Origin of the sequence: Sphingomonas echinoides, assembly GCF_029623395.1 — a bacterium.
In the GTDB taxonomy this organism is placed as follows: domain Bacteria; phylum Pseudomonadota; class Alphaproteobacteria; order Sphingomonadales; family Sphingomonadaceae; genus Sphingomonas; species Sphingomonas echinoides_A.
On record NZ_JAPYKK010000025.1, the window covers coordinates 1 to 24445 of the forward strand.

Here is a 24445-nt window from a genome sequence, read left to right on the forward strand (position 1 = left end):
CTAAGTGAACGAGCAGCCCTTCGACTTCGCTCAGGGCGAACGGAAATGTTGCGCGGTTTCCAAGTTGCGCTGCAACGTCCCGCCCCACGCGGCGGAAACGGGTCGCGCTATTTCGGTTTTTGCGTAAACTCCCCATCCCGGGGGGGGGGGGGACCGTCCAATGCCATCCAATACGCGTGCCATGCCGATCGTGCTCGCCGCGGTGCTGATCGATACGATCGGCTTCGGGATCGTCATGCCGGTGTTCCCGACGCTGCTGCGGCAGCTCGGCCATATCGATCTGGAAACGGCGACGCGCGTTGCGGGCTATATGCTCGTCGCCTTCGCGCTCGCGCAATTCGTCGCGGGGCCGGTACTCGGCAACCTCAGCGATCGCTTCGGGCGGCGCCCGGTGCTGATCGCGTCGATGCTCGCGTTCGGGGTGGATTATGCGCTGATGGCGATTGCGCCGACGCTGGCGTGGCTGTTCCTCGGTCGGACCGTCGCGGGGATTGCGGGCGCGGTCTATGGTCCCGCGAGCTCGGTGATCGCGGATGTCACCCCGCCCGAACGCCGCAGCGCCGCCTTCGGCTATATCAGCGCGGCGTTCGGGATCGGCTTCGTGATCGGCCCCGCGATTGGCGGACTGCTCGCGGGCATGGGGCCGCGCGCGCCGTTCATTGCGGCAGCGGTGCTCGCGCTCGGCAACGCGGCGGTGATGGCAATCGCGATGCCCGAGACGCTGGCGCGCGACCATCGCCGCGCGTTCCACTGGCGCGACGCGCATATCGTCGGCGCGTTCAAACCCTTGTTCGCGGTGCGCATCGCGGTCCCGTTGCTCGCGGCCTGCTTCGTCTATCAGCTCTCGCACATGGTCTATCCGGCGACCTGGGCATTCTGGGCGACGATCCGTTTCGACTGGAGCCCGAGCGCAATCGGATGGAGCCTCGCGTACATCGGGCTGATCATGGCGCTGGTGCAAGGCCTCGTCATCGGCCCGGTGATCGCGCGGATCGGCGATCGGCGGGCGCTGGTGATCGGGCTGGTGGCGGATGCGGCGGGCTTTCTCGCGTTCGCCTTCGTCACTGCCGGGTGGCAGGCCTATGCGATCATGCCAATCGCGGCGCTGTCCGGGTTCGTCGGCCCTGCGGTCAACGGGCTGCTGTCGCGGATGGTCGGGCCGGAACGGCAGGGCGCGTTGCAGGGTGGGCTGGGCAGCCTCGGCAGTATCGCCTCGATCCTCAGTCCGTTGCTGATGACGCAGGCCCTCGCCGCTGGAGTCGACCACGGCTTCGTCGGTGCGGCGTTCCTGCTCGCCGCCGGTCTCGCGCTTGCGGCGCTCGTCATCGTGGTGTGGAAAGTGCTGGACCGTGTCGCCTCTGCGCCGGACGCGATTGCGCAGGCGTAACGGTCTCCCCATCTTCCGCCCGACACAACAGGAGCCTGCGCGCATGATCGACCTGCATTACTGGCCAACGCCGAATGGCCACAAGATCACGCTGTTCCTCGAGGAAGCCGGGGTCGCGTATCGGATCGTGCCGGTCAACATCGGGACCGGCGCGCAATTCGAGCCCGATTTCCTCAAGATCGCGCCCAACAACCGCATGCCCGCGATCGTCGATCACGATCCGGCCGATGGCGGCGAGCCGATCGCGATCTTCGAATCCGGCGCGATCCTGCTGTACCTCGCGGACAAATACGCGAAGTTCATTCCCACTGACGTGCGTGGGCGGACCGAGACGGTCCAGTGGCTGATGTGGCAAATGGGCGGGCTTGGGCCGATGCTTGGGCAGAACCATCATTTCAGCGGCTATGCGCCCGAGAAGATTCCGTATGCGATCGACCGCTACGTCAAGGAAACCAATCGGTTGTACGGCGTGCTCGACCGGCGGCTGGAGGGACGCGACTTCATCACCGGCAGTTATTCGATCGCCGACATGGCGGCCTATCCGTGGATCGTGCCGTATGCGCGGCAAGGCCAGACGCTAGAGGATTTCCCAAATGTGAAACGCTGGTTCGAGGCGATCGCCGCGCGGCCCGCGACCGTCACGGCCTACGCCAAGGGGGCCGCGGTCAGCGAGCAGAAACCGATGACCGAAGAAGCGAAGAAGATCCTGTTCGGGCAGACTGCGGCGGCGCGTTAGTCACCCACCCCCCCGTTCGCCCTGAGCGAAGTCAAAGGGCCGACGCGGCGCTTCAGCTTCGACTTCGCTCACCCCGAACGGCGATGGGGCGTTCGACCCGTATCGGGTGCCGGCACTTGCCGTTCGAACGCCCCGTATGGCGTTCTACCCTCATCTGCCCTAGCAGACTCGAATGTCCGGATTCCGAAACGAGGCTTCATGACCGCCGCCGCCCTCCTCGCCAGCGACTTCGCCACCCTGCCCGACCTGATCCGCGCACACGCACAGGAGCGCGGCGACAAGGTCGCGCTTGCCGAGGCGGGTGGCGAGATCGATTATGCCGCGCTCGACGCGTTGATGGACCGGATTGCCGCCGCGCTGCAACGCGACGGCGTCCGGCAGGGCGATGCGGTCGCGATCGTCGGGGCGGCGAGTATCGATTATGCCGCGGTCTTCCTCGGCGCGCTTCGCGCCGGGTGCGTCGCCACCCCGATCGCCCCCTCCGCCACACCCGAGGCGATCGTCGCGATGATCGCGGATTGCGCCGCGCCGATCACCTTCATCGATGCGGACGCCGCCGCCGCGATGGGGGGACAGCGTATTCCCGGCAAGCTCGTTCATCTCAAGTCGCTCGGCCACTGGATCGCGCCCGACGGCGCCCGCCCGCAGCCGGTGACGATCGCGCTGGAAGACCCGTTCAACATCATCTATTCCTCGGGCACCACCGGCACGCCCAAGGGGATCGTTCAGAGTCACGCGATGCGCTGGGCGCACATCAGCCGCAACGAAGCCGCCGGGTTCGCAAATGCGGTGACGATCATCGCGACCCCGCTCTATTCGAACACCACGCTGGTCAGCTTCCTGCCGACGCTCGGCTGGGGCGGGACGGTCGTGCTGATGAAGAAGTTCGACGCGCGCGGCTTTTGCCAGCTCGCCGAACGCCACCGCGCGACGCACACGATGCTCGTCCCCGTCCAGTACAGCCGGATCATGGGGCTCGCCGATTTCGACCGGTTCGACCTGTCGCGTTTTGCGTTCAAGACCTGCACCAGCGCGCCCTTCCCCGCCGCGCTCAAGGCCGATGTCGTCGCGCGCTGGCCGGGACTGCTGGTCGAATATTACGGGATGACCGAGGGCGGCGGCACGTGCCTGCTCGTCGCGAACGCGCATCCGGACAAGCTCCACACGGTGGGTCGCCCGGTCGAGGGGCATGACATCCGCCTGATCGACGACGACGGTCGCGAAGTCGCGCAGGGCGAAATGGGCGAAGTCGTCGGCCGATCGCCCGCGATGATGACCGCCTATCACGGGCGCGCCGAAGCAACATCGGCGGCGGAATGGTTCGATGCCGCGGGCAACCGCTTCATCCGCCACGGAGACGTCGGGCGGTTCGACGCGGACGGGTTCCTGACGTTGCTCGACCGCAAGAAGGACCTGATCATCTCGGGCGGGTTCAACGTCTATCCGACCGATCTCGAGGCGGTTCTCGCGCAGCATCCCGCGGTTGCCGATTGCAGCGTGATCGGCGTTCCGTCCGAGGCCTGGGGCGAGACGCCGGTCGGCTTCTACGTGCCGCATACCGGGGTGGATGCGAGCATCGACGAGATCCTCGACTGGACCAACGCGCGGCTCGGCAAGACGCAGCGCCTGTCCGCGCTCCACGCGATCGACGAACTTCCGCGCAGCGCGATCGGCAAGGTTCTCAAGCGCGAGCTGCGCGACCGGTTGTCGGCATGACGCCGATCGCCGACATTCTCGCCGCCGCAACCCCGGTCGATAGCGGGTTTCGCGCGACGGTGCCGTCCGACTGGCTGCAAGGCCGAACGGCCTATGGCGGCCTGTCGAGCGCGCTTGCGCTGCACGCGGCGCAAGGCGTCGAGCCCGATCTGCCGCCGCTGCGCTCGGCGCAAGTGGCGTTCATCGGGCCGCTGGCGGGCGAAATCACGGTGACCGCGACCAAGCTGCGGCGCGGGCGGACCGCTGCGTTCATTCAGGCGGACATCCATTCGGACGCGGGGCTGGGCTATCGTGCGACGTTCGTGTTCATGGACGGGCATCCGTCGCGCGTCGACCTGCAGGGAGGCTTGCGCAAACCGCTGCCGCCCCCGGCGGCGGACGCCACGCTCTACACCGGCCCGGACGAGTTCTTCACCGGTAATTTCAACTTCCTCGATCTCAAGCAGGACGGTGACCGCTGCCTCGGCGCGGCGGAGTGGTTGCGCTGGGCGCGGCTGCGCGACCACAGTGGGATCGACCCGATGGTCGAGCTGATGGCGATCGGCGATGCGCTGCCCCCGGCCGCGTTCAAGCTGTTCGGCAAGGAATTCGTGCCGCTCAGTTCGCTCACCTGGATCGTCAACCTGCTCACCCCGACCCCGCGCACGACCGACGGCTGGTGGCTGCTGTCGGCGCGGTCGGAGCATGCGGTCGCGGGCGGATCGAGCCAGACGATGATGGTGTGGAACGCGGACGGCGAGCCGGTCGCGCAGGCCATGCAAAGCGTCGCGATCTTCGGCTGACGCGCCCGATCCGGCGGCCTTTCGCGACATTTTGATACAGTTTCGCGGATTGCCGACATAAACCGGCGACGGCTACGCTCCAAAAGCGCAAGCATCGGCACGCGGGCGTACGGCCTCTGGACCCGCCCCCCGGGAAGGAACTGGTAATGCACAAGCATCTGTTCGTGGCGAGCGCGATGATCCTGGCGGTGCCCTTCGGCGTCAGCGCGCAACAGCCGTCCGCGACGCCGCAGCCACGTGGCGGCGATCGGATGGCGGGCCGGATGACGGGCCCGATGGCGGGTATGGCGCGCGCGGATGCCAATATGGACGGCAAGATCTCCCGCGCCGAGGCGGACGCGCAGGCGAGCCAGCGGTTCGACCGGCTCGATCTCAACCATGACGGATTTCTCACCCCCGATGAAATGGCCGGCCCCGGCGCGCGGATGATGACGCGCGCGGATGCGGATCATGACGGCAAACTGTCCCGCTCCGAATATCTGGTCCAGGCGGGCAATCGCTTCGACCGGATCGACGCCGACCGTGACGGGCAGATCAGCGCCGCCGAGATGAAGAGCTGGGCCGACGCCGCCCGCGCCCGCCAGGCCAGCGGGCGCGGCGACGCAGCGGACGCCTCCACGACGCCGTCGCCTCCGCCCGCGCAATAGCGGCGCCGTCATCCCTCTTCTCGAGCACGACAGCATGCCGAACCCCGATCCTCCACGCGACTCACCGCACCTGCTCCTCGTCGACGACGAACGCTCGATCCGCGAGCCGCTCGCGCAGTATCTGACACGGCAGGGTTTCCGCGTGACTCAGGCAGGCGATGCCGAGGCCGCGCGCGCGCGGATGAACGCCTATGCGATCGATCTCGTCATCCTCGACATCATGATGCCGGGCGAGGACGGGCTGAGCCTCACCCGCCATATCCGCGAGACCGGCGAGATCCCGGTGATCCTGCTGACCGCCCGCACCGAGGAAACCGACCGGATCGTCGGGCTCGAAATGGGCGCGGACGATTATGTCGTGAAACCCTTCTCGCCGCGCGAACTCGCCGCGCGGGTCAAGGTGATCCTGCGGCGCGCGGCGGCCGGGGGCGTGCGACACCATGCGCCGGAAACGGGGTCTTTCGCCTTCGCCGGCTGGGTCCTCAAATCGGGCGAGCGCACGCTGGTCGACCGCGACGGCGTGTCGGTTCCGCTGTCGACCGGCGAGTATAATCTGCTCCACGCGCTGGTCACGCGCCCGCGCCAGGTGCTGACGCGCGATCAGTTGCTCGACCTGACGCAAGGACGCGAGGCCGCCGCGTTCGACCGCGCGATCGACAATCAGGTCAGCCGCCTGCGCCGCAAGATCGAAACCGACCCCAAGACGCCCGACCTGATCAAGACGGTATGGGGCGGCGGCTACACGCTCGCGGCCGAAGTGACTCGACTGTGAAACTGCTGCCCCGCAGCCTCGGCAGCCAGATGGCGCTGCTGATCGCGGTCGCGCTGTTCTTCGCCCAGGCGATCAATTTCACGCTGTTCCTGCACGACCGTCGCCAGGCGCGGATCGAACAGGCGACCGGCCCCGCGGTCGCGCGGATCGTCGATGCGGAAGAGCGGCTGACGGCAGGGCGACGGCTCGGCACGCAGAATCGCCGGTTGCGGCTGGTGGCGACGTCCCCGATCCGGATCGACGACACGCGACGGCCGGAAATCGAACAGGCGCTGCGCGGCGCGCTCCACGATGTCGGGATGAAGGCGGGTCGGATCGAGACGCAGGTCATCCCGCTCACGCGCGACAATCCCCGCTTGCGCTTCATCCGGCCGGAGCGTGCCGAACGGATGCTGCGCGACGGGGGAGAATTGGTCATCGCAGTCGAGCGTCCGGATCATCGCTGGCTTGCGCTCAACCTGCCATGGTCGCGGAATGACAGCTGGTTGCTGTGGCGGCTCGTCGCGCAAACGCTCGTCCTCTACGCCGTCGTCCTGATCCCGTTGTTGTGGGCCGGGCGCCGCATTTCGCGCCCGCTGCAAAGCCTGGCCCACGCCGCGCGCAGCTTCGTGCCGGGCGAGGTCGACATTCCGGTGGCGGAAGGTGGACCGCAGGACGTGCGCGACACGATCATCGCGTTCAACGCGCTGCGGTTGCGCGTCACCGCGATGCTCGACGAAAAGGACCGGATGCTCGGCGCGATCGGGCACGACCTGCGTACGCCGTTGGCGGCGTTGCGGGTGCGGATCGAGTCGGTCGAAGATGACACCGACCGCGAAAAGATGGCCGAGACGATCGCCGAGATGAACAGCACGCTCGACGATATCCTGTCGCTCGCGCGGCTCGGTCGCCCGAGCGAACCACCGACCGAAGTCGATCTTGCCGCGCTGGTCGATGCGGTGGTCGAGGATTTCCGCGATCTCGGCAGCGACGTGGTGTTCGAGGAAGCCGAACGGCTACGGATGCGGCTTCGTCCCGGGTTGATGCGACGCGCGGTGCGCAACCTGATCGAGAATGCGCTCAAATACGCGGGGTCCGCCGAGGTGATGGTGAAGGCGTCGCCGCGCGCCGTCGAAATTGTTGTGTGCGACCGTGGCCCGGGCATTCCCGCCGAGCGGTTCGAAGACGTGTTCGACGCGTTCACCCGGCTGGAAACCTCGCGCAATCGCGGGACCGGGGGGATCGGACTGGGCCTCGCGCTGGCGCGCTCGATCGTGCGCGACGCAGGCGGCGATATCTCGCTCGAGAACCGTGTGGGCGGTGGACTGGTGGCGCGGATCACGTTGCCGCGGTAAAGAGCATGCGGCCCCCGCGCTGAGGAATAGGACATGCCCGACGAAACGCCAGGAGAGGGCAAGGAGATCGCCCGGCGTGCGCGCACCGTCGCCGCCGGATTTGCCGACGTCGGTCTGACCCAGGCCGAGGAATTGTTGCGGCGGCTATCGCCCGAAGGCCGCGCCCAGGCCCGGCGGGAGAAGCAAGCGCGTCGACGCCGCGAACAGCGTGTCCTCATGCTGCTCGGACTTGCGGTCGCGGCGTGTCTGCTGGTGTGGGTGGGCTTGGGCGCGTTCCTCCCCGCGATGGCGGCGAACGTCATCGCGGTTGCGGTGATGATCGTGCTCGTCATGATGATCGCCAAGCGTACCAAGCCCGGCCCGCAGGGACGCCAGGCGCTGACCGCAGCCGCCCTCCCCGACCTCACCACCGAGATGACGATATGGCTCGCGGCGCAACGGCGCGGCTTGCCTCCCCCTGCCGCATCGCTGACCGATACGCTGGCGCAGCGGCTTGCCGACCTCGCGCCGCAGACCGCGCGGCTCGACCCGCGGAGCCCCGCCGCCGATTCGGTTCGCAAACTGATCGCGACCGAGCTGCCGGATCTGATTGATCACTGGCGCGCCGTCCCGCTGTCCCGCCGGACGATTGCACAGTCGGACGGACGGACGCCGAACGCACAGCTGACCGATGGCTTGCGGCTCATCGATGCCGAAATCAGCCGGATGACCGACCACCTCGCGCACGGTGCGCTCGATGCGGTCGCGGTGCAGGGCCGGTATCTGGAAATGAAATACGGCGGCATCGATACGAGCTTCGGTCCGAGCGAGAGACACCAGGAACAAGATCCGCATCGGGGGTGATTTGCGGAAGATGATTTCGATCTGAAATCAATATCGGCACTTGTCCCGAAAGCGTACCTCAAACAGAACCCGCCCCATAATGAAGTCGGCGACTTGCCCCTGGCAAGAGCGCGGCGCATCCTCCTGCCATCCGGACATTGCTGTCGTGTGACGCGTACCCAGTAGCACCCTTTCAGGAGCATCGGGCATGTCTGCATTCTCGGCCAAGCGGTACCGTTTCACCGCGACGGCGGCGATCTTCGCGACGACGATTGTCGGGCTTTCACTCAGCGGGACTGACACGGGCGCCAAGGCGCAGCTCGTCCCGCCCGTCGTGCCGGACGTGGCGTCTTGGCAGCAATTCGTCCTGGCGGTGTCGCCCTCGGGGACCGTTGGCAAGGTCACGTACGAAACCTTCGCTTCGGACCAGGACATCTATGTGTCCAACCCCTGCCCGAGCCCGAAGCCCTCATCGGCCTCGGTGTGCAATTCGCCGACCTGGCCCAGCGCTACGAACGCGACCAAGACGCTGCAGCGAAGCTTGCTTGGACGGACCAACGCCCATCCCGCGACGGGAGAACCGAGCAGGTTCAAGATCGAAGTGATCGGCCCGAAGCAAGGCTGTGGAAAGCCCTCCGGGATCGACCAGGCCGCCAAGGGCTCGAAGTTCCCCAAGGACGGCTGCATCGGTGAGGAAGTTCGGCGCGATCGTCCAAGCTTCGACTATCTCGTCACCAATGGCTTATGGTCGACGGCCGGCCTGGTGCAATATTATGCGACCAATCAGCCCGTATCCCTTCCATGGAACACACTGGAAGTGAAGGCGGACTGGATCCCGGTCAAAACGCTTGCAACATGGCTGGGCCAGTCCGAGTCTTTCGTCACGACCAATTTCTACACATCCTCGGTAAAGCTCGAAACCGGTGAAACGAAGCCTTTCGCCATGACGAGCATGCATTTGATGGTGAAGTCGCCCGGTTTCCCGAACTGGGTGTGGGCCAACTTCGAGAACGCGTTCGTGCCGGGGCGGTGCGACGTGACCGGTTGCACCGACAGCTACGGCGCAACGAAAACGTATGTGCCGCCGAACCCGACCGCCTGGGGTCAGTACGGCGCATGCCCGAAGACCGCAGCCGTTTCGGCGATGATGACCAATGCGAGCGTGGCGCCTGTGTTCGCCAATTATTGCATGACCGGATCGCAAACCGCGTTCACCGCAAACGGCCTTCCGACTCTGCTCGGCAGCCCGGTGATCGAGACGCTCAATGCCAACGTCGCCCTGACGAAATCATCATGCATATCGTGCCACGCGGGCGCATCGTTCAACGCCAGTGGCAAACCCGGACGCGTCAACACAACGATCGGTCCCAACGCCCCGGCTTCCGGCTACATTGGTTACGACCTGATGTGGGGGGTGCTGGGCGCGCAATGAGCGCGTCCGGGTCGCCCGACCCGGCGCTCAACCGATATCAGCGACGCTCAGGACTTCGATTGCGTCGGGGCGTCCGGCGAAGGCGACCGTCTCGCCGACCTCGGCGTCCATCAACGCGCGGGCGAGTGGCGCCTGATAGCCGATCCGCCCTTCCGTCGGATCCGCCTCGTCCCCGCCGACGATCTCGACCACGCGTTGCTCGCCGCCCATCGTGAAGGTCACGCGGCTGCCAATCCCGATCTCCCCCGCCGCGGGGGCCGCGACCACTTCGGCGGTGGTCTGCCGCGTATGCCAATAGCGTTGCTCGCGCAGCAAGGCGGGACGGTCCTCGTCGGAGGCTTGCTCCAGCGCCGCTTCCAGACGCGCGACCTCCGCGTCGATCAGCGCCAGTCCGCGCGCCGTGACGAGATTCGGCCCCGGCGCGATCGGTCGTTCGAACTTGGGTTCGAGATGTTCCTCGTCGCTTTCACGGCGAAACGCTACGCTCATCGGGTCGTCCTCATGGCTGTATCATCCGGCCAACGACCGGGAATGTCCAGCAACGCACCGACGGCAAGATCAGCCCCTTGGGTGCGACGCAACATTCTGCTACGCGGTCGCGCATGCTGAACATCAACGGTATCACGGTGCGCCTCGGCGGGCGCGCCATTCTCGACGGCGCGAGCGCGGCCTTGCCGCCGAAGAGTCGCGTCGGTCTGATCGGACGCAACGGCGCGGGCAAGTCCACGCTGATGAAGGTCATGATTGGCCAGCTCGAACCCGACCTCGGCGAGATCGAGATGCCGCGCGGCACCCGCATCGGTTATATCGCGCAGGAAGCGCCCTCGGGCACGACCACCCCGATCGAGCAGGTGCTCGCCGCCGATACCGAACGCGCAGAGTTGCTGGTCGAGGCCGAGACGAGCCAGGACCCCAACCGCGTCGGCGAAATCCACGAGCGGCTGATCGCGATCGACGCCTATACCGCCCCGGCCCGCGCCGCACGCATTCTCGTCGGCCTCGGTTTCGACGAGGAAATGCAGGGCCGTCCGCTCGACAGCTATTCGGGCGGCTGGAAGATGCGCGTCGCGCTCGCCTCGCTGCTGTTCTCCGAACCCGATCTGCTGCTGCTCGACGAGCCCTCGAACCATCTCGATCTCGAAGCGACGCTGTGGCTCGAGAATTTCCTCAAGAGCTACCCCGCGATGATGGTCGTCATCAGCCACGAGCGCGATCTGCTCAACAACGTGGTCGACACGATCCTCCATCTCGAGGGCGGCAAGGTCCACCTCTACACCGGCGGCTACGATAGCTTCGAGCGTCAGCGTGCCGAACGCGTCGCCCAGCTCGCCGCCGCCAAGGCCGCGCAGGATACGCAGCGGGCGAAGCTCAGCGAATATATCGCCAAGAACAGCGCGCGCGCCTCGACCGCGAAACAGGCGCAGAGCCGTCAGAAGATGCTTGCCAAGATGCAGCCGATCGCGTCGATGGCGGAGGATCCGACGCTGTCGTTCGAATTCCCGAGCCCCGAGGAATTGCGCCCGCCGCTGATCACGCTCGACATGGCCGCCGTCGGCTATGCGGAAAAGCCGATCCTCCAGCGGCTCAACCTGCGGCTCGATCCGGATGACCGCGTCGCGCTGCTCGGCCGCAACGGCAACGGCAAGACCACCCTCGCCCGCCTGCTCGCCGCGCAATTGCCGACGATGGACGGCGAGATGAACGCCAGCGGCAAGATGCGCGTCGGCTATTTCACCCAATATCAGGTCGAGGAACTCGACGGCGACGACACCCCGCTCGAACATATGACGCGGATGATGTCGGGCAAGACGCCCGGCGCAGTCCGCGCGCAACTCGGGCGGTTCGGCTTCTCGGGGGTCAAAGCGACGCAGAAGGTCGGCAAGCTCTCGGGCGGCGAGCGCGCGCGTCTGGCGCTCGCGCTGATCACGCGCGATGCACCGCACATGCTGATCCTCGACGAACCGACGAACCATCTCGACGTCGATGCGCGCGAGGCGCTGGTGCAGGCGCTCAACGCCTATGACGGTGCAGTCATCCTCGTCAGCCACGATCGCCACATGGTCGAGCTGACCGCCGACCGGCTGGTGCTGGTCGATGGCGGCACCGCAAAGGAATATGCGGGGAGCATGGAGGATTATATCGCCTTCGTGCTCGCGGGCGACGGTGGCGGTGAAGGCGCCAAGTCCAAGGCGGTCAAGAAGGACGACAAGCCGCAGGTCTCCGCAGCCGCGGTCGCGTTGCAGAAGAAGGCGCACGAAGCGGAGGCGCTGGTCGCCAAGCTGACCAAGCAGCTCAACGCGGTCGACCGTGCGATCGCCGACCCTTCGGCGGCGGAAGCGTGGTTGTCGCGGATGAACGCGGCGGAACTGCAAAAGCAGCACGCGCAGATCAGCAAGAAGCTCGGCGCGGCGGAAGCGGTCTGGTTCGAGGTGAGTGAGTCGCTGGAAACGGCCTGAGACAGCGCCGGGGGGCGGCGGGGGCGCGATGGACCACGGCACGTCAACTCGTGCGTGACGAACCCCGCCCGCCCCGCCTATAGCGCGGCCATGCAAACGCTCGCCGACATCGAATCCGAATACAGCTTCCTCGAGGCGGACGATCGGTACCGCCTCCTGATCGACCTCGGGCGAGAGCTGGAACCGATGCCCGATCCGCTCAAGACTGATGCGACGCTCGTGCGCGGGTGCTCGGCATCGGTGTGGGTCTATCCGATGGTGCGCGACGACGGCACGCTGCACTTTCTCGCCGACAGCAATGCCGCGATCACCAAGGGGATCATCGCGCTGGTGCTGCTCGCGGTGCAGGATCGGCAACCCGCGACGATCCTCGCCACCGACGTGCCAAAGGAACTCGCGCCGTTCGACCTGAGCAAGCAGCTCAGTTCCAACCGCACGCAGGGCATTCCCAACATGATCGCGCTGATCCGCGAAACCGCCGCGCGCTACGTCGCGGGCTGACAGGACAGCGCAAGGACTCGATACCGCAAGACAATGCGCGGGAAGCGGAATAGGCTGTCGCTCTACTCGCCTCGACTTGGAGACATAGGATGCGCCCGATGATCGTCTTGCTGCTTGCAATGGTCGGCGCTCCGGCGGTCGCTCAACAGGTCAAGGATCGGGAACCGTCGATCCAGGTCGTGGGAACGGCGACCGTATCGACCAAGCCGGACATCGCGACCCTGGTCTATTGGATCACCGGCGAGGGCAAGACGTCCGACGCGGCGAGCAGCGAGCTTGCGACCAAGCAGAAAGCGATCGTGGCCGGGCTGACGGGATTGCTCGGACGGGAAACCCAAGTGTCTTCGGGCGAGATCAGCGTGATCGAGACCCGCGCGCCCGAGTGCGACGGCCCCGGCAATTACAACAACCGTCCGCGCTTGAGCGAAGGGACGTGCGCGGTCACCGGCTATATCGCCAGCCTGCGCGGCGAGGCCTGACGTCGGCGGTCGGCAAGGCGGGGACCGCGGCGGGACTGGCGGCACGGCTCGGTGCACGCGATTCGCGGGTGCAGTCGTTCGGGCTTGCCGATCCCGCCGATGCGCAACGGCGCGCCACGGCGGCCGCAATCGCCAACGCGCGCGTCAAGGCGGAGAGCCTGGCCAGCGGAGCGGGGGTCCGATTGGGATCGCTGCTGTCGCTGAACGACCAGAACGCGGCGAACGACATGATGGTGACGGGCGCTTCGCAACGTGCCGATTACGGCATGATGCCGGCAGCGCCGCGCGTATCGGTCGAGATCGCCGTCTCGCCACGGTCGATCGAGACGACGGGACGCGTCTATGCGCAGTTTGCGATCGCGCGCTAGAGGGAGCGCCGATCGGATCAGGCCGCGGCGCGCTCCGCGATCGTCGAACGGGCATGACGCGCCGAGAGACCGAACTGGTCTTCGACCACCGGGTCGAGCCAGGATTCGATAAAGTCCGCATCCGCGTCGGACAGCGCCTCGTAGCGCTGTGGCGTATAGGGCGCATGGCCCTGCCCCTTGTAGCTCGAGACGGATTCGAAGATCGGCGCGCGTTCGAGCCCGGTCGCGGAAGACAGCGAGTCGATGAACCGCTGGGGCGAGCGGACGAAAGAATCGTAGGCGACGAGCGCGACGTTATGCGCGCGTGCCGGGAGCGCCGCCCAGTGCCGCAGTTTGGCGGTCCGCTTGGCGATGCAGTTGCGGAACCGTTCGCCCGTCTCCGGGTCGCGTTCGTGCAGCATTTCGGTGCCGAGCAACGGGTGCCCGGGCTCGATATGGTGCACGTGCTCGTCCCAGCAACTATACCACTCGCTGCGCAGGAACGTCGGGAACGGTTGCGCCTTCAGCTCGGGATGCGCGTGCCATGGCTGGCGGTGCAGGCTGCGCGCCCAGTCGAATGCGTCCCGCGCGACGACGATCGTCAGGCTCTCCTCGGGAAACACGGTCTGGTGGGGCACGAACCAGTGCTTGTGTCCAAGCGCGTCGGTCACAGGCGCGGCGGGGCAATTGGTCGCAATCGTCTGCGCGACCACGTTGGTCCCGCTGCAGCGTTGCCCGAAAATCTGGATTTGCGTGACCGGCAGCTTGCCGCGCAGCATTACGCGCAGGCCACCGTCGAGGCACTGCCAATCTTGCGGTATCTTCATGGGCCCCTGCGACTTGCGGAAACACGCATCCGCTCCGTGACGGTTGCGCTATGCGCGCTACACCCTTGCGGGATATTCGCCAACCCGGCCGTTGGCGCCCAACGCCGCGCAGAAGCATCCTTTCGCAGGTGCGGTAGACAATAGGACGCAGACCTCGTATCGGACCCCGCTTCGCGCGTGCCTCTTTCGGGTTTCCGGCAGCCGCTTTTGTTGACGAGCCCGTAGTAAAAGGAGATCCACCATGGCGTGGCTCATCCTCGGCGTTGCCGTGGTAACTGAAATCATCTGGGCGCTCAGCCTGAAATGGGCGGCAACGCAGGGCAGCTGGCTTGCCTCCAGCGTTCCGATCACGCTCAGTTTCGTCAACATGGGGCTGCTCGCGCTCGCTATGCGCGGGCTTCCGGCAGGAACCGCTTATGCCGTCTGGACCGGGCTCGGCGCAGTCGGTGTGACGATCTTCGGCGTGATCCTGTTCGGCGAGAAGCTCAACGGAATCCAGATGGGGTTCATCGCGCTGATCATCGTCGGCGTTGTGGGGACCAAGTTCTTCGCGACGAGCTGATCCGGCGGGGGGCGGCATGGAAGGCGATCCGCCTGACCTATGCTTCGCCCTCCGACCCTGCCGATGGGGTCGTGCTGCGCAATCCAAGGTCACGGACCACGTCGGAGATCGGGGCACCGTTCGCCACCAACGCCCAGTCGCCCGGTGCCTTGCCGGTCACCACCGTCACGGCGTTGCGCGGACAGATCCCGAGGCACTTCACCTCGATGATGCCAAGCTCACCCTTGCGGCCCTTCCGGACCGCCAGTTCTTGGCGCAACGCCTTTGCCAAAGGGGTCTTTCCCTTGGGACCAAAGCCACCGTCGAGCTTCTTCGAGCATTTCTTGCAGACCAGCACGGTGTCGGTCCACGCCGCGTGGACCGTCTTCAAGCGCCCGGCTTCCACGTCCGTTGATCTTCGGCGGCCTTGAGCACGTCATAGGCGGCCTGAATCGCCATGAAGCGCGCGGCGGCCTCCTTGTCCCCCGGACGAACGTCCGGATGATTCGCCTTGGCCATCCGCCGCCAGGCGACGCGGACCGTCTCGAAATCGGCGTCGATCTCGAGGTCGAGAACTTCGAGCGCGCGGATCTCGTCGCGCGATCGGCTGCCGTCGCCTGGCCCTGCCCATTGGTGGTGGCGCGATTCGGTGTAGCCTTCGGCGGTCTGCGTTTCGGCGCGCTCGCGTTCGGCGGCTTCTTCAGCGCTCAGGCCTTCGAAATAATTCCAGCCGCGATTGTATTCGCCGGCATGCTCCTGGCAAAAATACCAGCGTTCCGGGCTGTTGGGCGATTTGGGTGCGGGGCAATCGCCTTTTTGCGTGCAACCGTGGCGGTCGCACAAGCGGATCGTCGCGGCTTCGGTGCTGGCTTCGCCATAAGCGCGCCAGCGGGGAAAGCCCCAGTCGGCTGATCGGGAGGAGGTACGCGCCATAGCCCGCCATTTAGGCATCAATGGACCGCAACGCCATGACGCTTTTGTGAAAAGCACCGTCAATTAAAGCGATCAGTGCGGGAAATGCGCCAGAGGGTCTATAAGCCGGGTTCTGTCCTCCCCGCCGCATATGGCAAGGTTAGGCGACCATTCCTCTAGGACGACGCTTGCGCGCCGCCTCAAGCAATCAACCCGGGCGACGAGCTGAAACGAAGCCCATGTGCCGCCCCTATTCGATCTTGCTCCCGGTGGGGTTTGCCATGCCGCCCCTGTTACCAGGCGCGCGGTGCGCTCTTGCCGCACCCTTTCACCCTTGCCTGTTCCCCGTCCGATTTGCATCGGGGAGGACATCGGCGGTCTGCTCTCTGTGGCACTTTCCCTGGGGTCACCCCCGCCGGGCGTTACCCGGCACCGTCGTTTCGCGGAGCCCGGACTTTCCTCGCGTACTCGAAAGTACCCGCGGCCGCCCGACCCTCTGGCCCGCGCGTCTTAGGCATCCCCGGTGGGTTTTGGCAACAGCAGCGCGAGCAGGATGCTGCGACATTCGCCGTCGATCTCGCCGTCGATCAGTTCCGGACGGAACCGGCGCTGGAAGGCGACGACTGCGGCAAGCTTGTCACCGACATCGTAGCCAAAGCGTTCGAGCGCGACGAGGAACCCCGCGTCGGTCCACATCGGGTCCATCAACCCCTTGGTCGGGCGCGGCAGCGCGAGCCGCAGCTTGGCCAGCCTGCTCCATGGGAACAGCTCGCCCGGATCCTGCTTGCGCGCGGGCGCGATGTCCGAATGGCCGACGACGTTGCCGCGGGTAATGCCGTGCCGCGCGGTGATGTCGCCGACCAGCTCGACCACCGCATCGATCTGCTCCTCCATGAACGGACGATAGCCGAAGGAATGGCCCGGATTGACGATCTCGATCCCGATGCTGGCGCTGTTGACGTCCTCGATCCCGCGCCAGCGCGACTTTCCGGCGTGCCACGCCCGCATGTCCTCGGCGACCATCCGCAGGACCTGACCGTCCTCGGCGACGAGATAATGCGCCGACACCTTGGCTTCGGGATCGCGCAGCCGGTCGATCGCTTCCTGCGCGGTCTGCATCCCGGTGTAATGAAGCACGATCAACGACACGGGCAATGAGCGCATGTCGAAGTTCGGCGATGGTGTCTCGATGATGTTCATGGCGCCTGTCCCCTCCGAGCCCAATTTCAGCTTAAGCACGGGAAGCGGCGCGGCGAAACCCCGTCAGGTGCCGGGACGGACCGCTTCATACAGCCCACGATACCGGGGACTTGGCCGAAACGCCTCGGTTTGGCCGATCACCGTTTCGCCTGCACCCAACACCAGCAGCCCGCCGGGCCGGACCACCGTCGCGAATTGGTCCAGCACATAGCGGCGGCGTTCCGGGGAAAGGTACAGCAACACGTTGCGGCACAGGATCACGTCGAACTTTCCGGCCGGCAACGGATCGCCGACAAGGTTGATTCGCCGGAACGCGATGCGCCGTACCAGCTCGGGCTTGGCGACCCAGTCTTCGCCCTGTTGATCGAACCAGCGCATCATCCGCCGGATCGGCAAGCCGCGCTGGATCTCGAAATGCGAGTAGCGCCCCGCGCGCGCGCGGTTCAGCGCGGCTTCGGACACATCGGTGGCGAGGATGTCGGGGGGCACCGTCTCGCCCGGCACTTCCTGCTCCGCGAACAGCATTGCGAGCGACAGCGGCTCCTGCCCGACGGAACAGCCCGCCGACCAGATCCGGACGCGCCGCTGGCCCTCTTCGGCCCGAAGCACGCCCACCGCCTCGGCGACCAGTTCGATCACGGCCGCATCGCGGAAGAACGAACTTTCCTGATTGAGCAGCGCATCGACGGCCTGATCGGCGATCTCGGGCGATCGCTGGACCGCATTGACCAGGTCATCGAGTGTCGCCAGCTTCAAGTCGCGCAGCAGCGGCGTCAGCGCGGTCTCGATCCGCCATTCGCGCGAGGCGGCCAACTGCTGACCAGTACGTAGTTCGAGCAGCGTGTTGAGCGCTGCCATCACGCCGATACTATGGGATTGCACGAAAGGCATTCGGGTCTGGGTACTTTCTGGCACGCGCAAACATCACGCGATATGACGACGATTGGCGATCAACTGGCCGATTTCGGCGGGCGTCATCACCGCGCTGGCATCGCCCGACTTGGCGATCGACCCGGGCATCCCCCAGACGACCGAGCTCTCCCGATCCTGCACGACGATGCTGCCGCCGCGCGCGACGATCGTGCGGGCGCCGTCGGATCCGTCGCGCCCCATGCCGCTGAGCACGATGCCCAGCGCGCGGGCACCAAACACCTCGGCGATGCTGGCGAACATCGGGTCGACCGAGGGCATGCAGCCGCTCCGTACGGGATCACCATTCAACCGGATCGCGGCACCGTCGGAGGTCCGCACCACCCGCATATGCGCATCGCCCGGCGCGACGATGATCCGCCCCGGCCGGATCCGCATGTGGCCGGTCGCAACGTCGCACGGACGCCCCGCCATCGTCGCGAGTTGCGCAGCGAAATAGGGCATGAACGATGCGGGGAGATGCTGCGTCACCAGGATCGGCACCGAAAAGCTCGACGGCAAACCGGTCAGCACCTGATTGAGCGCATGAATGCCACCGGTCGACGCGCCGATTGCGACGATTTCGAACCCTTTGCCGACGTCTCTAGCGGCCGCCACGGGCGGTTCCGGCGGCGGGACGGGAACGCGCACCTCCTCCGCGACCTGCTCGTCGCGCGCGATCAGGCGATCGAGCTTGTCGACCAGTGCGACCGAGAACTTTCCGGCGAAGTCCCCGATGTCGGGTTTGACCAGCGTGTCCGCAGCCCCTTGCGCGAGCGCCTCGATCGTCGCGGCCGCGCCATCGCTTGCGACCGACGAGACGATCAGCACTTTCGCCCCCCGCCCAGCGACGATCAGATCGGGAAGCGCGACCAGACCGGTGACGCCGGGCATCTCGATGTCGAGGACGATGACGTCGACTCGCGACTCCCGCAGGAAACGCAACGCCGCTGGTGCATTCGGCACGGCACCCGCGACCGCAAACCGCCCGCTCGCCTCGATCGCACGCGAGATCATGGCGCGTGCGACGACCGAGTCATCGACGATCAGGACGGTCGCGGAAGGGTCGCCTTCGGACATGCTGAAACTCGCAAGGGCGCAAGGAAACGAGGCGCCGCCAGTTGGGCGGACGTCTACTGGCGGGAGATGCATCGGGCCTGCCCGGAATACGCTAGGCGGGACTCGCTGCATCGGTGGGGATCACGCCATGCCGACGATCTGCAATTTGCTTTCCAGCGTTTCGCGGTCGAACGGCTTCATGACATATTCGTCGGCACCAGCCTCGATCGCGGCGCGGATATGCGCCATCCCATTCTCGGTCGTGCAGAACACGACCTTGGGGCGCGACGGAATGCTGCTGTCGCGCAGTGCCCGCAGGAAATCCATCCCGCTCATCACCGGCATGTTCCAGTCGAGCAGGATCACGTCCGGGGCGGAGGCAAGACACGCCGTCAGCGCTTCACGTCCGTCCCCCGCCTCGCTTACCTGAAAGTTCAGGGTCTCCAAGATATGGCGTGCGACCTTCCGGATCACTTTCGAATCATCAACGACGAGGCAGGTCTTCATGAAGTCTTCCCATTGGAATGCTTGATCGGATCTTGCCCGATATGCGTAAGCGTCTCGTTAATACTGGCTTTCGAAAGCGATCTTACGCGGCAGCGGCGACCGCGGGGATCAGCGCGCCAAGTTCGATGACGAGGATCGGTTCACCGTCCCGCTCGATGATCCCGCGCCCGACGCGATGCCATCCGTTGTCGAGCATGATCCCGGCGGACAGCGGGGACAGGTCGAACGCGGCGACATCCTCGAGCGCGTCGACCAGCATGGCGTAATGATGCCCGTCGACGATGGTGATCACCGCGCGCATCGCGGTACCGTCGCCCTCGGGCAATCCCAGTGCGGTCTTGGTTTCGATCACGGTGACGACCCGGCTACGCAACGCGGCGAGGCCACGAACGTGGCGTTCGCTGCGCGGGACCGGAACGATTGCCCCGATGTCGACGACCGACTCGACGTGCGAGGATTCGATCGCGACCGTCCGGCCGGCGATCTGTGCGATGAGGAACAAAGGCATCAGCGCCCTCCTGCCGATTTGGCGAGCGCGGCCAGCAAGCCAGGGCGATCGTACCGGAAAATACTGCCGTCGACGGCACTGCCTTCCGCATCGCGGCGCAGGCGAACCACCGGGGCGGCGTGCGCGGGCGACGCGGCGTCGCCATCCATCGTGACGATCACGCCCGCCACTTCGCCGGGTCGAAGCGCCGTCGTCACGCGGTAGCCGGCGGCTTCCAGCACGGGGCGGAGGAACGTCGTCAGCCACGCGGTATCCGCGCCTTCGAGCAGGCACAGCGGGGCATCCGCTGCCGCGTTGGGATCGGCATGGGTGGAGAACAGCCAGTGCAGGTCGATGACCTCGATCTGCTCGCCATCGATCGACACGACGCCTGCGATCGGGCCGCTGTCGTGCGCGGGGACCAGCGTGTCGGGCAACTCCACGATGTCGAGGGCCTCGCCGATCGCATATCCCAACTCGACCGAACCGTCGCGGAGCCGCAGCACCGACACGCTCGCTTTGCCCTCCCACATGCCGAGGGCCACCAGCGGAATGATCGCGCCATCGACCGAAAGGCGCAATCGTCCCGCGGCATGCCGGATCGCGCCGACGGGCACGGGTTCGACCCGGTCGATCACCGACAGCGGGACGATCCTGCGCACGCCGTCGAGATCGTCGAACAGCAACGCCTGCACGCCGGGCGCGGATGGCTCGGCGTCGTCCTCCGGGACGATTTCGCGCGTGAACACCAGCCCGGCAAGCTGGGCGATCCCCGCGCAATCGAGCATCAGCATCGGCAGGCCGCTGTCGGGCAGCGTCTGGCCGGCATAGATGTTGGTCGCCATCACCAATGGGGCCGCTGGCTTGATGACCAGTTCCTCGTGATCCAGCACGGTATCGACCGCGAGCGCATACGATCCGCCCGATGCGCCGACGATCACCAGCATCGCCGGTTCGCGCCGCCCGAAGCCGAGCAGATCCCCGAGATCCACCAGCGGCATCCGGCGATCCCGCACGGTCGCCATCAGCGTATCGCCAAGCTGATCGATCCGGATCGAGCCTGCGCCGACCCGGACGATTTCCTCGATCGTCTGCCGCGAAATCGCGAAGCGCTGATCGCGCACTCCGACGCCGATCGTCGCCATGATCGACAACGTGAGCGGCACGTGGATTGAAATGCGCAGCCCCTTGCCGGGGGTGTTGGCCAGTTCGATCCGGCCGCCGATCTGTTCGACGTTGGCCCGCACGACGTCCATGCCGACTCCGCGCCCGGAAATTCCGGTGACGACTTCCTTGGTCGACAGTCCGGGCTCGAACACCATGTTGAGCAGCGCTTGCTCGCTCATCGCGCGCAAAGCGCTTTCGCTGCGCAAGCCCACGGCAAGGACCTTTTCGCGCAGGCGACCGGTATCGATCCCGCGCCCGTCATCGGCGATCTCGATCACGATCTGGTTCCCGGACTGGCGCGCCGAGACGCTCAGCCAACCGGAGTCGCGCTTGCCCGCACTGCGCCGCCCGGCGGGGCCTTCGAGACCGTGATCGATCGAATTGCGGATGAGGTGCACCAAGGGATCGCGCATCATCTCGATCATCTCGCGATCGAGCTCGACGTCGCTGCCCTCGATGTGCAGCGTCACCGACTTGCCCAGCTCCGCCGCCGTATCGCGCACCATCCGCGGCAGCGCCGAGAAGAGTGCCTCGATCTTCTGCATGCGCGTCCGCGTAACGGTGTCGCGCATTTCGGCGACGGTCAGCGACAGTCGCTCCAGCGCAGCCTCGATCGTCGGGTCGACGCCTTCATCGCGCAACCGTCGCGCCAGTTCGTTGCGCGCGAGCACCATGTCCGACATGCCGCTCATCATCCGATCGAGCAGGTCGACGTTCAGCCGGACGCTGCGCGTCGGCGCGCGCATGACGGGGGCGACGCTGGTGACGATCGCTTCCGACCCGGCGTCGAGCGCCGAGATCAACAGGTCCTCGCCCGTGTCGTCGAGCGCGTGGCCCGCATCGATCGCCTCGACGATCTCGCCGACGCGGTCGACGATCGCAAGGACGGCGTTGACCAGCCGCGTATCCGGCGTGCGTTCGCCCGACCGGACCGCCGCCAGCACGTCTTCTGCAGCATGGCTCAACCGCGCAAGGCGCGGCAGGTCTAGGAAGCCGCAGCTCCCCTTTACCGTATGGACGAAGCGGAAGATCGCATCGAGCCGCTCACGGTCGGCAGGGGCGGATTCCCACGCCACGATCTCCCCCGACAGCGCTTCGAGCGTCTCGCGGGTCTCGGCAATGAATTCCTGTAACAGATCGTCCATGGGTCCCCACCGTTACGGCACGGGCCTGCATGGCGTCCCATTGGTTAAGGCACGGTTTAAGCAGCCTTGAAAGCGACGCCGAAGACGAGGATGGCGTCGTCCGGCGGCGAGATCTGCACGATGCCCCCGCCCTCGGCGACGAGCGCATGAACGAGATGCGCTGCGGCAGCGCGCGGGGTAAGCGTCGCGTCGCCGCTCGTCCCCGTCAACGCAGCGCGCATTTCGGCATCCAGCACGATCCGCTGGCCCGCCGCGCGCACGACGATCTCGACCTGACCGTCGGTGCTTTCCGCCCCGACGTCGAGCTGCCCGCCGCGCACCAGCGCATCGCCGGCGATCAGCGCGAGGTTAAGCAGCACCTTGATCGCGGGCTTGGGGAGGGTCGCGTCCTCGACCAGCCAGCCGAGCTTTACCTTATGCCCTTCGCCGAACAGCCCCTCGATCGCCGCGCGGGCTTCGCGCGAATCGACCGATTCGCCGAAGCCGCCCGCCGCGCCGAACGCGAGCCGGAAGAACTTCAGCTTGTTCGCGGATGCCTTCGCGCTGTCCGCTAGCAACTCCAGGCAGCGTGCGCGCATTTCCGGGTCATGTTCGTCGGCGAGCAGCTCCAGCCCGTTGTTGAGCGCGCCCACGGGGCTGAGCAGATCGTGGCACAGCCGCGAACAGAGCAGGCTGGCGAAATCGGTCGGGCTAATGGTCAACGCTTGGGCTCCAACTTTACGCAGTGTTTGGCGCAGCACGCGCGCGGCTGCAAGCAGCACATCGGCGGCGCCTTAACCAGATTGTGCACGAATGTCGCCCCCATCCGATGCTGTCTCGATCAATGCCGCATGAGGTGCCACCGCGGTCGATCGTCATCCTCCGTCGGGTTTGGGCGGGTCAGACGACGTTCAGCGTCACCGCGTCGAACGCCGTAGCGCCGCCCTTCCCTGGCAGCGCGCGCCAGCCGCCAAGGATATCGCCAGCGACGATCAGCCAGATCTTCCCGTCGGCCGCCGCACGTGCTGCGTCGGTTGCCGACGGTCTGACGTCGCCGCTCGGATGCGAATGCCAATAGCCGATCACCGCGGGTCCACCGTTGCGCTCCGCGCGCAATGCCGCGAACAGCGCCACGGGATCGATTTCGAACGTCCGCCGCGGCTCGGGAGCGACGTTCGCGCAGAACGCTATGTCCTCGACCCGCTCCGACGTCCCGAAAACCAGCCCGCACACCTCGATATCGGGGGTCGCTTTTGCCGCGACGCACAATCTGTCCCGCAGTGCGCTTGAAATTTCCACCGTCATTCCCAGATTCTACGACATGGACCGGGGGGTTTCCACCATTGAAGCGCGGATCGCGGACGAAGCTGGCCTTCGGCTCGACCGTGCGCTTGCGGACGCGCTGCCGACGATCTCGCGCGAACGGCTCAAGGCGTTGATCTCCACTGGTCAGGTAACCGACGAAGCCGGCACGCTGCGCCGCGACCCCGCCAGCAAGGCGATGCCGGGCGGACTGTACCGGATCCTCGTTCCCGACCCCACGCCCGCGCACAACGAAGCGCAGGATATCGCGCTGACGGTAGTGTACGAGGACGAACATCTGATCGTCATCGACAAGCAAGCCGGACTGGTCGTGCATCCCGCTGCGGGCAATCTTGACGGGACGCTGGTCAACGCGTTGCTTCATCATTGCGGTGGGAGCCTTTCCGGGATCGGCGGGGTCGCGCGGCCGGGGATCGTGCACAGGATCGACAAGGACACGTCCGGGCTGATTGTCGCGGCGAAGACGGATCGCGCGCACGTCGGCCTCGCCAAGCAGTTTGCGGCGCATTCGATCGATCGTCGCTACAAGGCGATCGTCTCGGGGCGCCCCGCCCCGCCCGCCGGATCAGTCGATGCGCCGCTCGCGCGGTCGCCGCAGAACCGCAAGAAGATTGCGATCGTCCAAGGCGGCAAGCGCGCCGTGACGCATTACAGCACGCTCGAACGCTTGCGCGAAGCGGCGCTGGTCGAGTGCCGGCTGGAGACAGGCCGAACGCACCAGGTGCGCGTTCATATGGCGTCGCTGGGGCATCCCTTGCTAGGCGACCCGGTTTACGGTAGAACAAAGCAAGCTCACAAGCGGGATCTGGAAACCTTGGGTTTCCGCCGACAGGCGTTGCACGCCGCCCGTTTGGGGTTCATTCATCCGATCAAATGTATCGCTTTGGCGTTTGATAGCGAAATGCCTGCCGACATGCAGGAACTGTTCGATACATTGCTAGTATAGGTGTAGGCCGCCGCGCCGTGCGCGCAACCGGC

Annotated in this window: 27 protein-coding genes and 1 other RNA gene; 15 read left to right on the top strand and 13 right to left on the bottom strand. The window is 66.2% G+C overall.

Translation table 11 applies throughout. The features are described from left to right. Positions 1-160 precede the first annotated feature (160 nt). The 9 genes from QBJ92_RS14065 (at position 161) to QBJ92_RS14105 (ending at position 9628) form a co-directional block, all read left to right on the top strand. The gene (locus QBJ92_RS14065; RefSeq protein ID WP_277970333.1) at positions 161-1387 is read left to right on the top strand and encodes a TCR/Tet family MFS transporter; all 1227 of its coding nucleotides are present in this window, start codon (positions 161-163) and stop codon (positions 1385-1387) included. A 43-nt stretch (positions 1388-1430) separates the two neighbouring features. Next, entirely contained in the window at positions 1431-2123 is a 693-nt protein-coding gene (locus tag QBJ92_RS14070) for a glutathione binding-like protein (RefSeq protein ID WP_277970334.1), read from the top strand. 198 nt (positions 2124-2321) lie between these two features. Beyond that, positions 2322-3839, top strand: coding sequence for a class I adenylate-forming enzyme family protein (locus tag QBJ92_RS14075; RefSeq protein ID WP_277970335.1), 1518 nt, complete (start codon positions 2322-2324; stop codon positions 3837-3839). Next, positions 3836-4621, top strand: a complete 786-nt coding sequence (locus tag QBJ92_RS14080) for a thioesterase family protein (protein ID WP_277970336.1) — start codon at positions 3836-3838, stop codon at positions 4619-4621. The genes QBJ92_RS14075 and QBJ92_RS14080 overlap by 4 nt, the downstream gene beginning before the upstream one ends. A 146-nt stretch (positions 4622-4767) precedes the next feature. After that, positions 4768-5268: an EF-hand domain-containing protein gene (locus QBJ92_RS14085; RefSeq protein WP_277970337.1), complete on the top strand. Its 501-nt coding sequence runs from the start codon at positions 4768-4770 to the stop codon at positions 5266-5268. 34 nt (positions 5269-5302) lie between these two features. Further along, positions 5303-6040, top strand: coding sequence for a response regulator (locus QBJ92_RS14090; protein ID WP_277970338.1), 738 nt, complete (start codon positions 5303-5305; stop codon positions 6038-6040). A gap of 29 nt (positions 6041-6069) precedes the next feature. Next, complete coding sequence (locus QBJ92_RS14095; protein WP_277970388.1) at positions 6070-7374, top strand: sensor histidine kinase; 1305 nt, start codon at positions 6070-6072, stop codon at positions 7372-7374. 33 nt (positions 7375-7407) lie between these two features. Beyond that, on the top strand, positions 7408-8217 hold the full coding sequence (locus tag QBJ92_RS14100) for a hypothetical protein (protein ID WP_277970339.1): 810 nt from the start codon (positions 7408-7410) through the stop codon (positions 8215-8217). 187 nt (positions 8218-8404) lie between these two features. Then, positions 8405-9628: a hypothetical protein gene (locus QBJ92_RS14105; protein ID WP_277970340.1), complete on the top strand. Its 1224-nt coding sequence runs from the start codon at positions 8405-8407 to the stop codon at positions 9626-9628. Positions 9629-9655: 27 nt separating this feature from the next. Here the strand turns inward: QBJ92_RS14105 and QBJ92_RS14110 are convergent, their stop codons facing one another. After that, positions 9656-10117 (bottom strand): GreA/GreB family elongation factor, encoded by a 462-nt coding sequence (locus QBJ92_RS14110; RefSeq protein WP_277970341.1) that lies wholly within the window; start codon positions 10115-10117, stop codon positions 9656-9658. A 113-nt stretch (positions 10118-10230) separates the two neighbouring features. Between QBJ92_RS14110 and QBJ92_RS14115 the strand changes: the two genes are divergently transcribed. The 4 genes from QBJ92_RS14115 to QBJ92_RS14130 all read left to right on the top strand — a co-directional run bounded on the left by QBJ92_RS14115 (position 10231) and on the right by QBJ92_RS14130 (position 13432). Then, entirely contained in the window at positions 10231-12084 is a 1854-nt protein-coding gene (locus QBJ92_RS14115) for an ABC-F family ATP-binding cassette domain-containing protein (RefSeq protein WP_277970342.1), read from the top strand. A gap of 90 nt (positions 12085-12174) precedes the next feature. After that, positions 12175-12585: a SufE family protein gene (locus QBJ92_RS14120; RefSeq protein WP_277970343.1), complete on the top strand. Its 411-nt coding sequence runs from the start codon at positions 12175-12177 to the stop codon at positions 12583-12585. Between the two features lie 89 nt (positions 12586-12674). Then, the gene (locus QBJ92_RS14125) at positions 12675-13064 is read left to right on the top strand and encodes an SIMPL domain-containing protein (protein ID WP_277970344.1); all 390 of its coding nucleotides are present in this window, start codon (positions 12675-12677) and stop codon (positions 13062-13064) included. Further along, positions 13019-13432: an SIMPL domain-containing protein gene (locus QBJ92_RS14130; RefSeq protein ID WP_277970345.1), complete on the top strand. Its 414-nt coding sequence runs from the start codon at positions 13019-13021 to the stop codon at positions 13430-13432. Before QBJ92_RS14125 ends, QBJ92_RS14130 begins: the two co-directional genes overlap by 46 nt. A gap of 17 nt (positions 13433-13449) precedes the next feature. Here QBJ92_RS14130 and QBJ92_RS14135 read toward each other — a convergent pair whose 3' ends face one another. Then, positions 13450-14238: a hypothetical protein gene (locus tag QBJ92_RS14135; RefSeq protein ID WP_277970346.1), complete on the bottom strand. Its 789-nt coding sequence runs from the start codon at positions 14236-14238 to the stop codon at positions 13450-13452. Positions 14239-14479: 241 nt separating this feature from the next. On the opposite strand from QBJ92_RS14135, the gene QBJ92_RS14140 reads away from it, so the two are divergent. Continuing rightward, positions 14480-14800 (top strand): DMT family transporter, encoded by a 321-nt coding sequence (locus tag QBJ92_RS14140; protein ID WP_277970347.1) that lies wholly within the window; start codon positions 14480-14482, stop codon positions 14798-14800. Positions 14801-14837: 37 nt separating this feature from the next. Here QBJ92_RS14140 and QBJ92_RS14145 read toward each other — a convergent pair whose 3' ends face one another. The 11 genes from QBJ92_RS14145 to QBJ92_RS14195 all read right to left on the bottom strand — a co-directional run bounded on the left by QBJ92_RS14145 (position 14838) and on the right by QBJ92_RS14195 (position 23449). Next, on the bottom strand, positions 14838-15170 hold the full coding sequence (locus QBJ92_RS14145) for a hypothetical protein (protein WP_277970348.1): 333 nt from the start codon (positions 15168-15170) through the stop codon (positions 14838-14840). Continuing rightward, a complete protein-coding gene (locus QBJ92_RS14150) occupies positions 15167-15712 on the bottom strand; it encodes a J domain-containing protein (protein ID WP_277970349.1) in 546 nt (181 codons plus the stop codon). Before QBJ92_RS14150 ends, QBJ92_RS14145 begins: the two co-directional genes overlap by 4 nt. Positions 15713-15797: 85 nt before the next feature. Next, positions 15798-16191: RNase P RNA component class A (rnpB, locus tag QBJ92_RS14155), an RNA gene on the bottom strand. Positions 16192-16201: 10 nt separating this feature from the next. Beyond that, positions 16202-16891, bottom strand: coding sequence for an N-acetylmuramoyl-L-alanine amidase (locus QBJ92_RS14160; protein ID WP_277970350.1), 690 nt, complete (start codon positions 16889-16891; stop codon positions 16202-16204). Positions 16892-16954: 63 nt separating this feature from the next. Then, positions 16955-17749 (bottom strand): CheR family methyltransferase, encoded by a 795-nt coding sequence (locus QBJ92_RS14165; protein WP_277970389.1) that lies wholly within the window; start codon positions 17747-17749, stop codon positions 16955-16957. Positions 17750-17815: 66 nt separating this feature from the next. Beyond that, positions 17816-18880, bottom strand: a complete 1065-nt coding sequence (cheB, locus tag QBJ92_RS14170; protein ID WP_277970351.1) for a chemotaxis-specific protein-glutamate methyltransferase CheB — start codon at positions 18878-18880, stop codon at positions 17816-17818. 120 nt (positions 18881-19000) lie between these two features. Then, positions 19001-19366 (bottom strand): response regulator, encoded by a 366-nt coding sequence (locus tag QBJ92_RS14175; protein ID WP_277970352.1) that lies wholly within the window; start codon positions 19364-19366, stop codon positions 19001-19003. An 82-nt stretch (positions 19367-19448) separates the two neighbouring features. Continuing rightward, positions 19449-19874 carry a chemotaxis protein CheW gene (locus tag QBJ92_RS14180; RefSeq protein WP_277970353.1) on the bottom strand — a complete coding sequence of 142 codons (426 nt, stop codon included), beginning with the start codon at positions 19872-19874 and terminating at the stop codon, positions 19449-19451. Continuing rightward, positions 19874-22165 (bottom strand): chemotaxis protein CheA, encoded by a 2292-nt coding sequence (locus QBJ92_RS14185; protein WP_277970354.1) that lies wholly within the window; start codon positions 22163-22165, stop codon positions 19874-19876. The genes QBJ92_RS14180 and QBJ92_RS14185 overlap by 1 nt, the downstream gene beginning before the upstream one ends. 56 nt (positions 22166-22221) lie before the next feature. Continuing rightward, complete coding sequence (locus tag QBJ92_RS14190; protein ID WP_277970355.1) at positions 22222-22866, bottom strand: histidine phosphotransferase family protein; 645 nt, start codon at positions 22864-22866, stop codon at positions 22222-22224. Positions 22867-23044: 178 nt separating this feature from the next. Then, complete coding sequence (locus QBJ92_RS14195; protein ID WP_277970356.1) at positions 23045-23449, bottom strand: M67 family metallopeptidase; 405 nt, start codon at positions 23447-23449, stop codon at positions 23045-23047. 16 nt (positions 23450-23465) lie between these two features. Between QBJ92_RS14195 and QBJ92_RS14200 the strand changes: the two genes are divergently transcribed. Continuing rightward, positions 23466-24413, top strand: coding sequence for an RluA family pseudouridine synthase (locus QBJ92_RS14200; RefSeq protein ID WP_277970357.1), 948 nt, complete (start codon positions 23466-23468; stop codon positions 24411-24413). The last annotated feature ends 32 nt before the right edge of the window (positions 24414-24445 follow it).

Bases quoted from the DNA above. Each gene is read 5' to 3' on its own strand.
- QBJ92_RS14185 (WP_277970354.1), bottom strand. From the start codon at position 22,165: ATGGACGATCTGTTACAGGAATTCATTGCCGAGACCCGCGAGACGCTC.
- QBJ92_RS14175 (WP_277970352.1), bottom strand. From the start codon at position 19,366: ATGAAGACCTGCCTCGTCGTTGATGATTCGAAAGTGATCCGGAAGGTC.
- cheB (WP_277970351.1), bottom strand. From the start codon at position 18,880: ATGTCCGAAGGCGACCCTTCCGCGACCGTCCTGATCGTCGATGACTCG.
- QBJ92_RS14115 (WP_277970342.1), top strand. From the start codon at position 10,231: ATGCTGAACATCAACGGTATCACGGTGCGCCTCGGCGGGCGCGCCATT.
- QBJ92_RS14090 (WP_277970338.1), top strand. From the start codon at position 5,303: ATGCCGAACCCCGATCCTCCACGCGACTCACCGCACCTGCTCCTCGTC.
- QBJ92_RS14110 (WP_277970341.1), bottom strand. From the start codon at position 10,117: ATGAGCGTAGCGTTTCGCCGTGAAAGCGACGAGGAACATCTCGAACCC.
- QBJ92_RS14140 (WP_277970347.1), top strand. From the start codon at position 14,480: ATGGCGTGGCTCATCCTCGGCGTTGCCGTGGTAACTGAAATCATCTGG.
- QBJ92_RS14100 (WP_277970339.1), top strand. From the start codon at position 7,408: ATGCCCGACGAAACGCCAGGAGAGGGCAAGGAGATCGCCCGGCGTGCG.
- QBJ92_RS14120 (WP_277970343.1), top strand. From the start codon at position 12,175: ATGCAAACGCTCGCCGACATCGAATCCGAATACAGCTTCCTCGAGGCG.
- QBJ92_RS14180 (WP_277970353.1), bottom strand. From the start codon at position 19,874: ATGCCTTTGTTCCTCATCGCACAGATCGCCGGCCGGACGGTCGCGATC.
- QBJ92_RS14070 (WP_277970334.1), top strand. From the start codon at position 1,431: ATGATCGACCTGCATTACTGGCCAACGCCGAATGGCCACAAGATCACG.
- QBJ92_RS14195 (WP_277970356.1), bottom strand. From the start codon at position 23,449: ATGACGGTGGAAATTTCAAGCGCACTGCGGGACAGATTGTGCGTCGCG.
- QBJ92_RS14200 (WP_277970357.1), top strand. From the start codon at position 23,466: ATGGACCGGGGGGTTTCCACCATTGAAGCGCGGATCGCGGACGAAGCT.
- QBJ92_RS14160 (WP_277970350.1), bottom strand. From the start codon at position 16,891: ATGAACATCATCGAGACACCATCGCCGAACTTCGACATGCGCTCATTG.
- QBJ92_RS14080 (WP_277970336.1), top strand. From the start codon at position 3,836: ATGACGCCGATCGCCGACATTCTCGCCGCCGCAACCCCGGTCGATAGC.
- QBJ92_RS14150 (WP_277970349.1), bottom strand. From the start codon at position 15,712: ATGGCGCGTACCTCCTCCCGATCAGCCGACTGGGGCTTTCCCCGCTGG.
- QBJ92_RS14095 (WP_277970388.1), top strand. From the start codon at position 6,070: ATGGCGCTGCTGATCGCGGTCGCGCTGTTCTTCGCCCAGGCGATCAAT.
- QBJ92_RS14105 (WP_277970340.1), top strand. From the start codon at position 8,405: ATGTCTGCATTCTCGGCCAAGCGGTACCGTTTCACCGCGACGGCGGCG.
- QBJ92_RS14165 (WP_277970389.1), bottom strand. From the start codon at position 17,749: ATGGCAGCGCTCAACACGCTGCTCGAACTACGTACTGGTCAGCAGTTG.
- QBJ92_RS14075 (WP_277970335.1), top strand. From the start codon at position 2,322: ATGACCGCCGCCGCCCTCCTCGCCAGCGACTTCGCCACCCTGCCCGAC.
- QBJ92_RS14065 (WP_277970333.1), top strand. From the start codon at position 161: ATGCCATCCAATACGCGTGCCATGCCGATCGTGCTCGCCGCGGTGCTG.
- QBJ92_RS14125 (WP_277970344.1), top strand. From the start codon at position 12,675: ATGCGCCCGATGATCGTCTTGCTGCTTGCAATGGTCGGCGCTCCGGCG.
- QBJ92_RS14085 (WP_277970337.1), top strand. From the start codon at position 4,768: ATGCACAAGCATCTGTTCGTGGCGAGCGCGATGATCCTGGCGGTGCCC.
- QBJ92_RS14135 (WP_277970346.1), bottom strand. From the start codon at position 14,238: ATGAAGATACCGCAAGATTGGCAGTGCCTCGACGGTGGCCTGCGCGTA.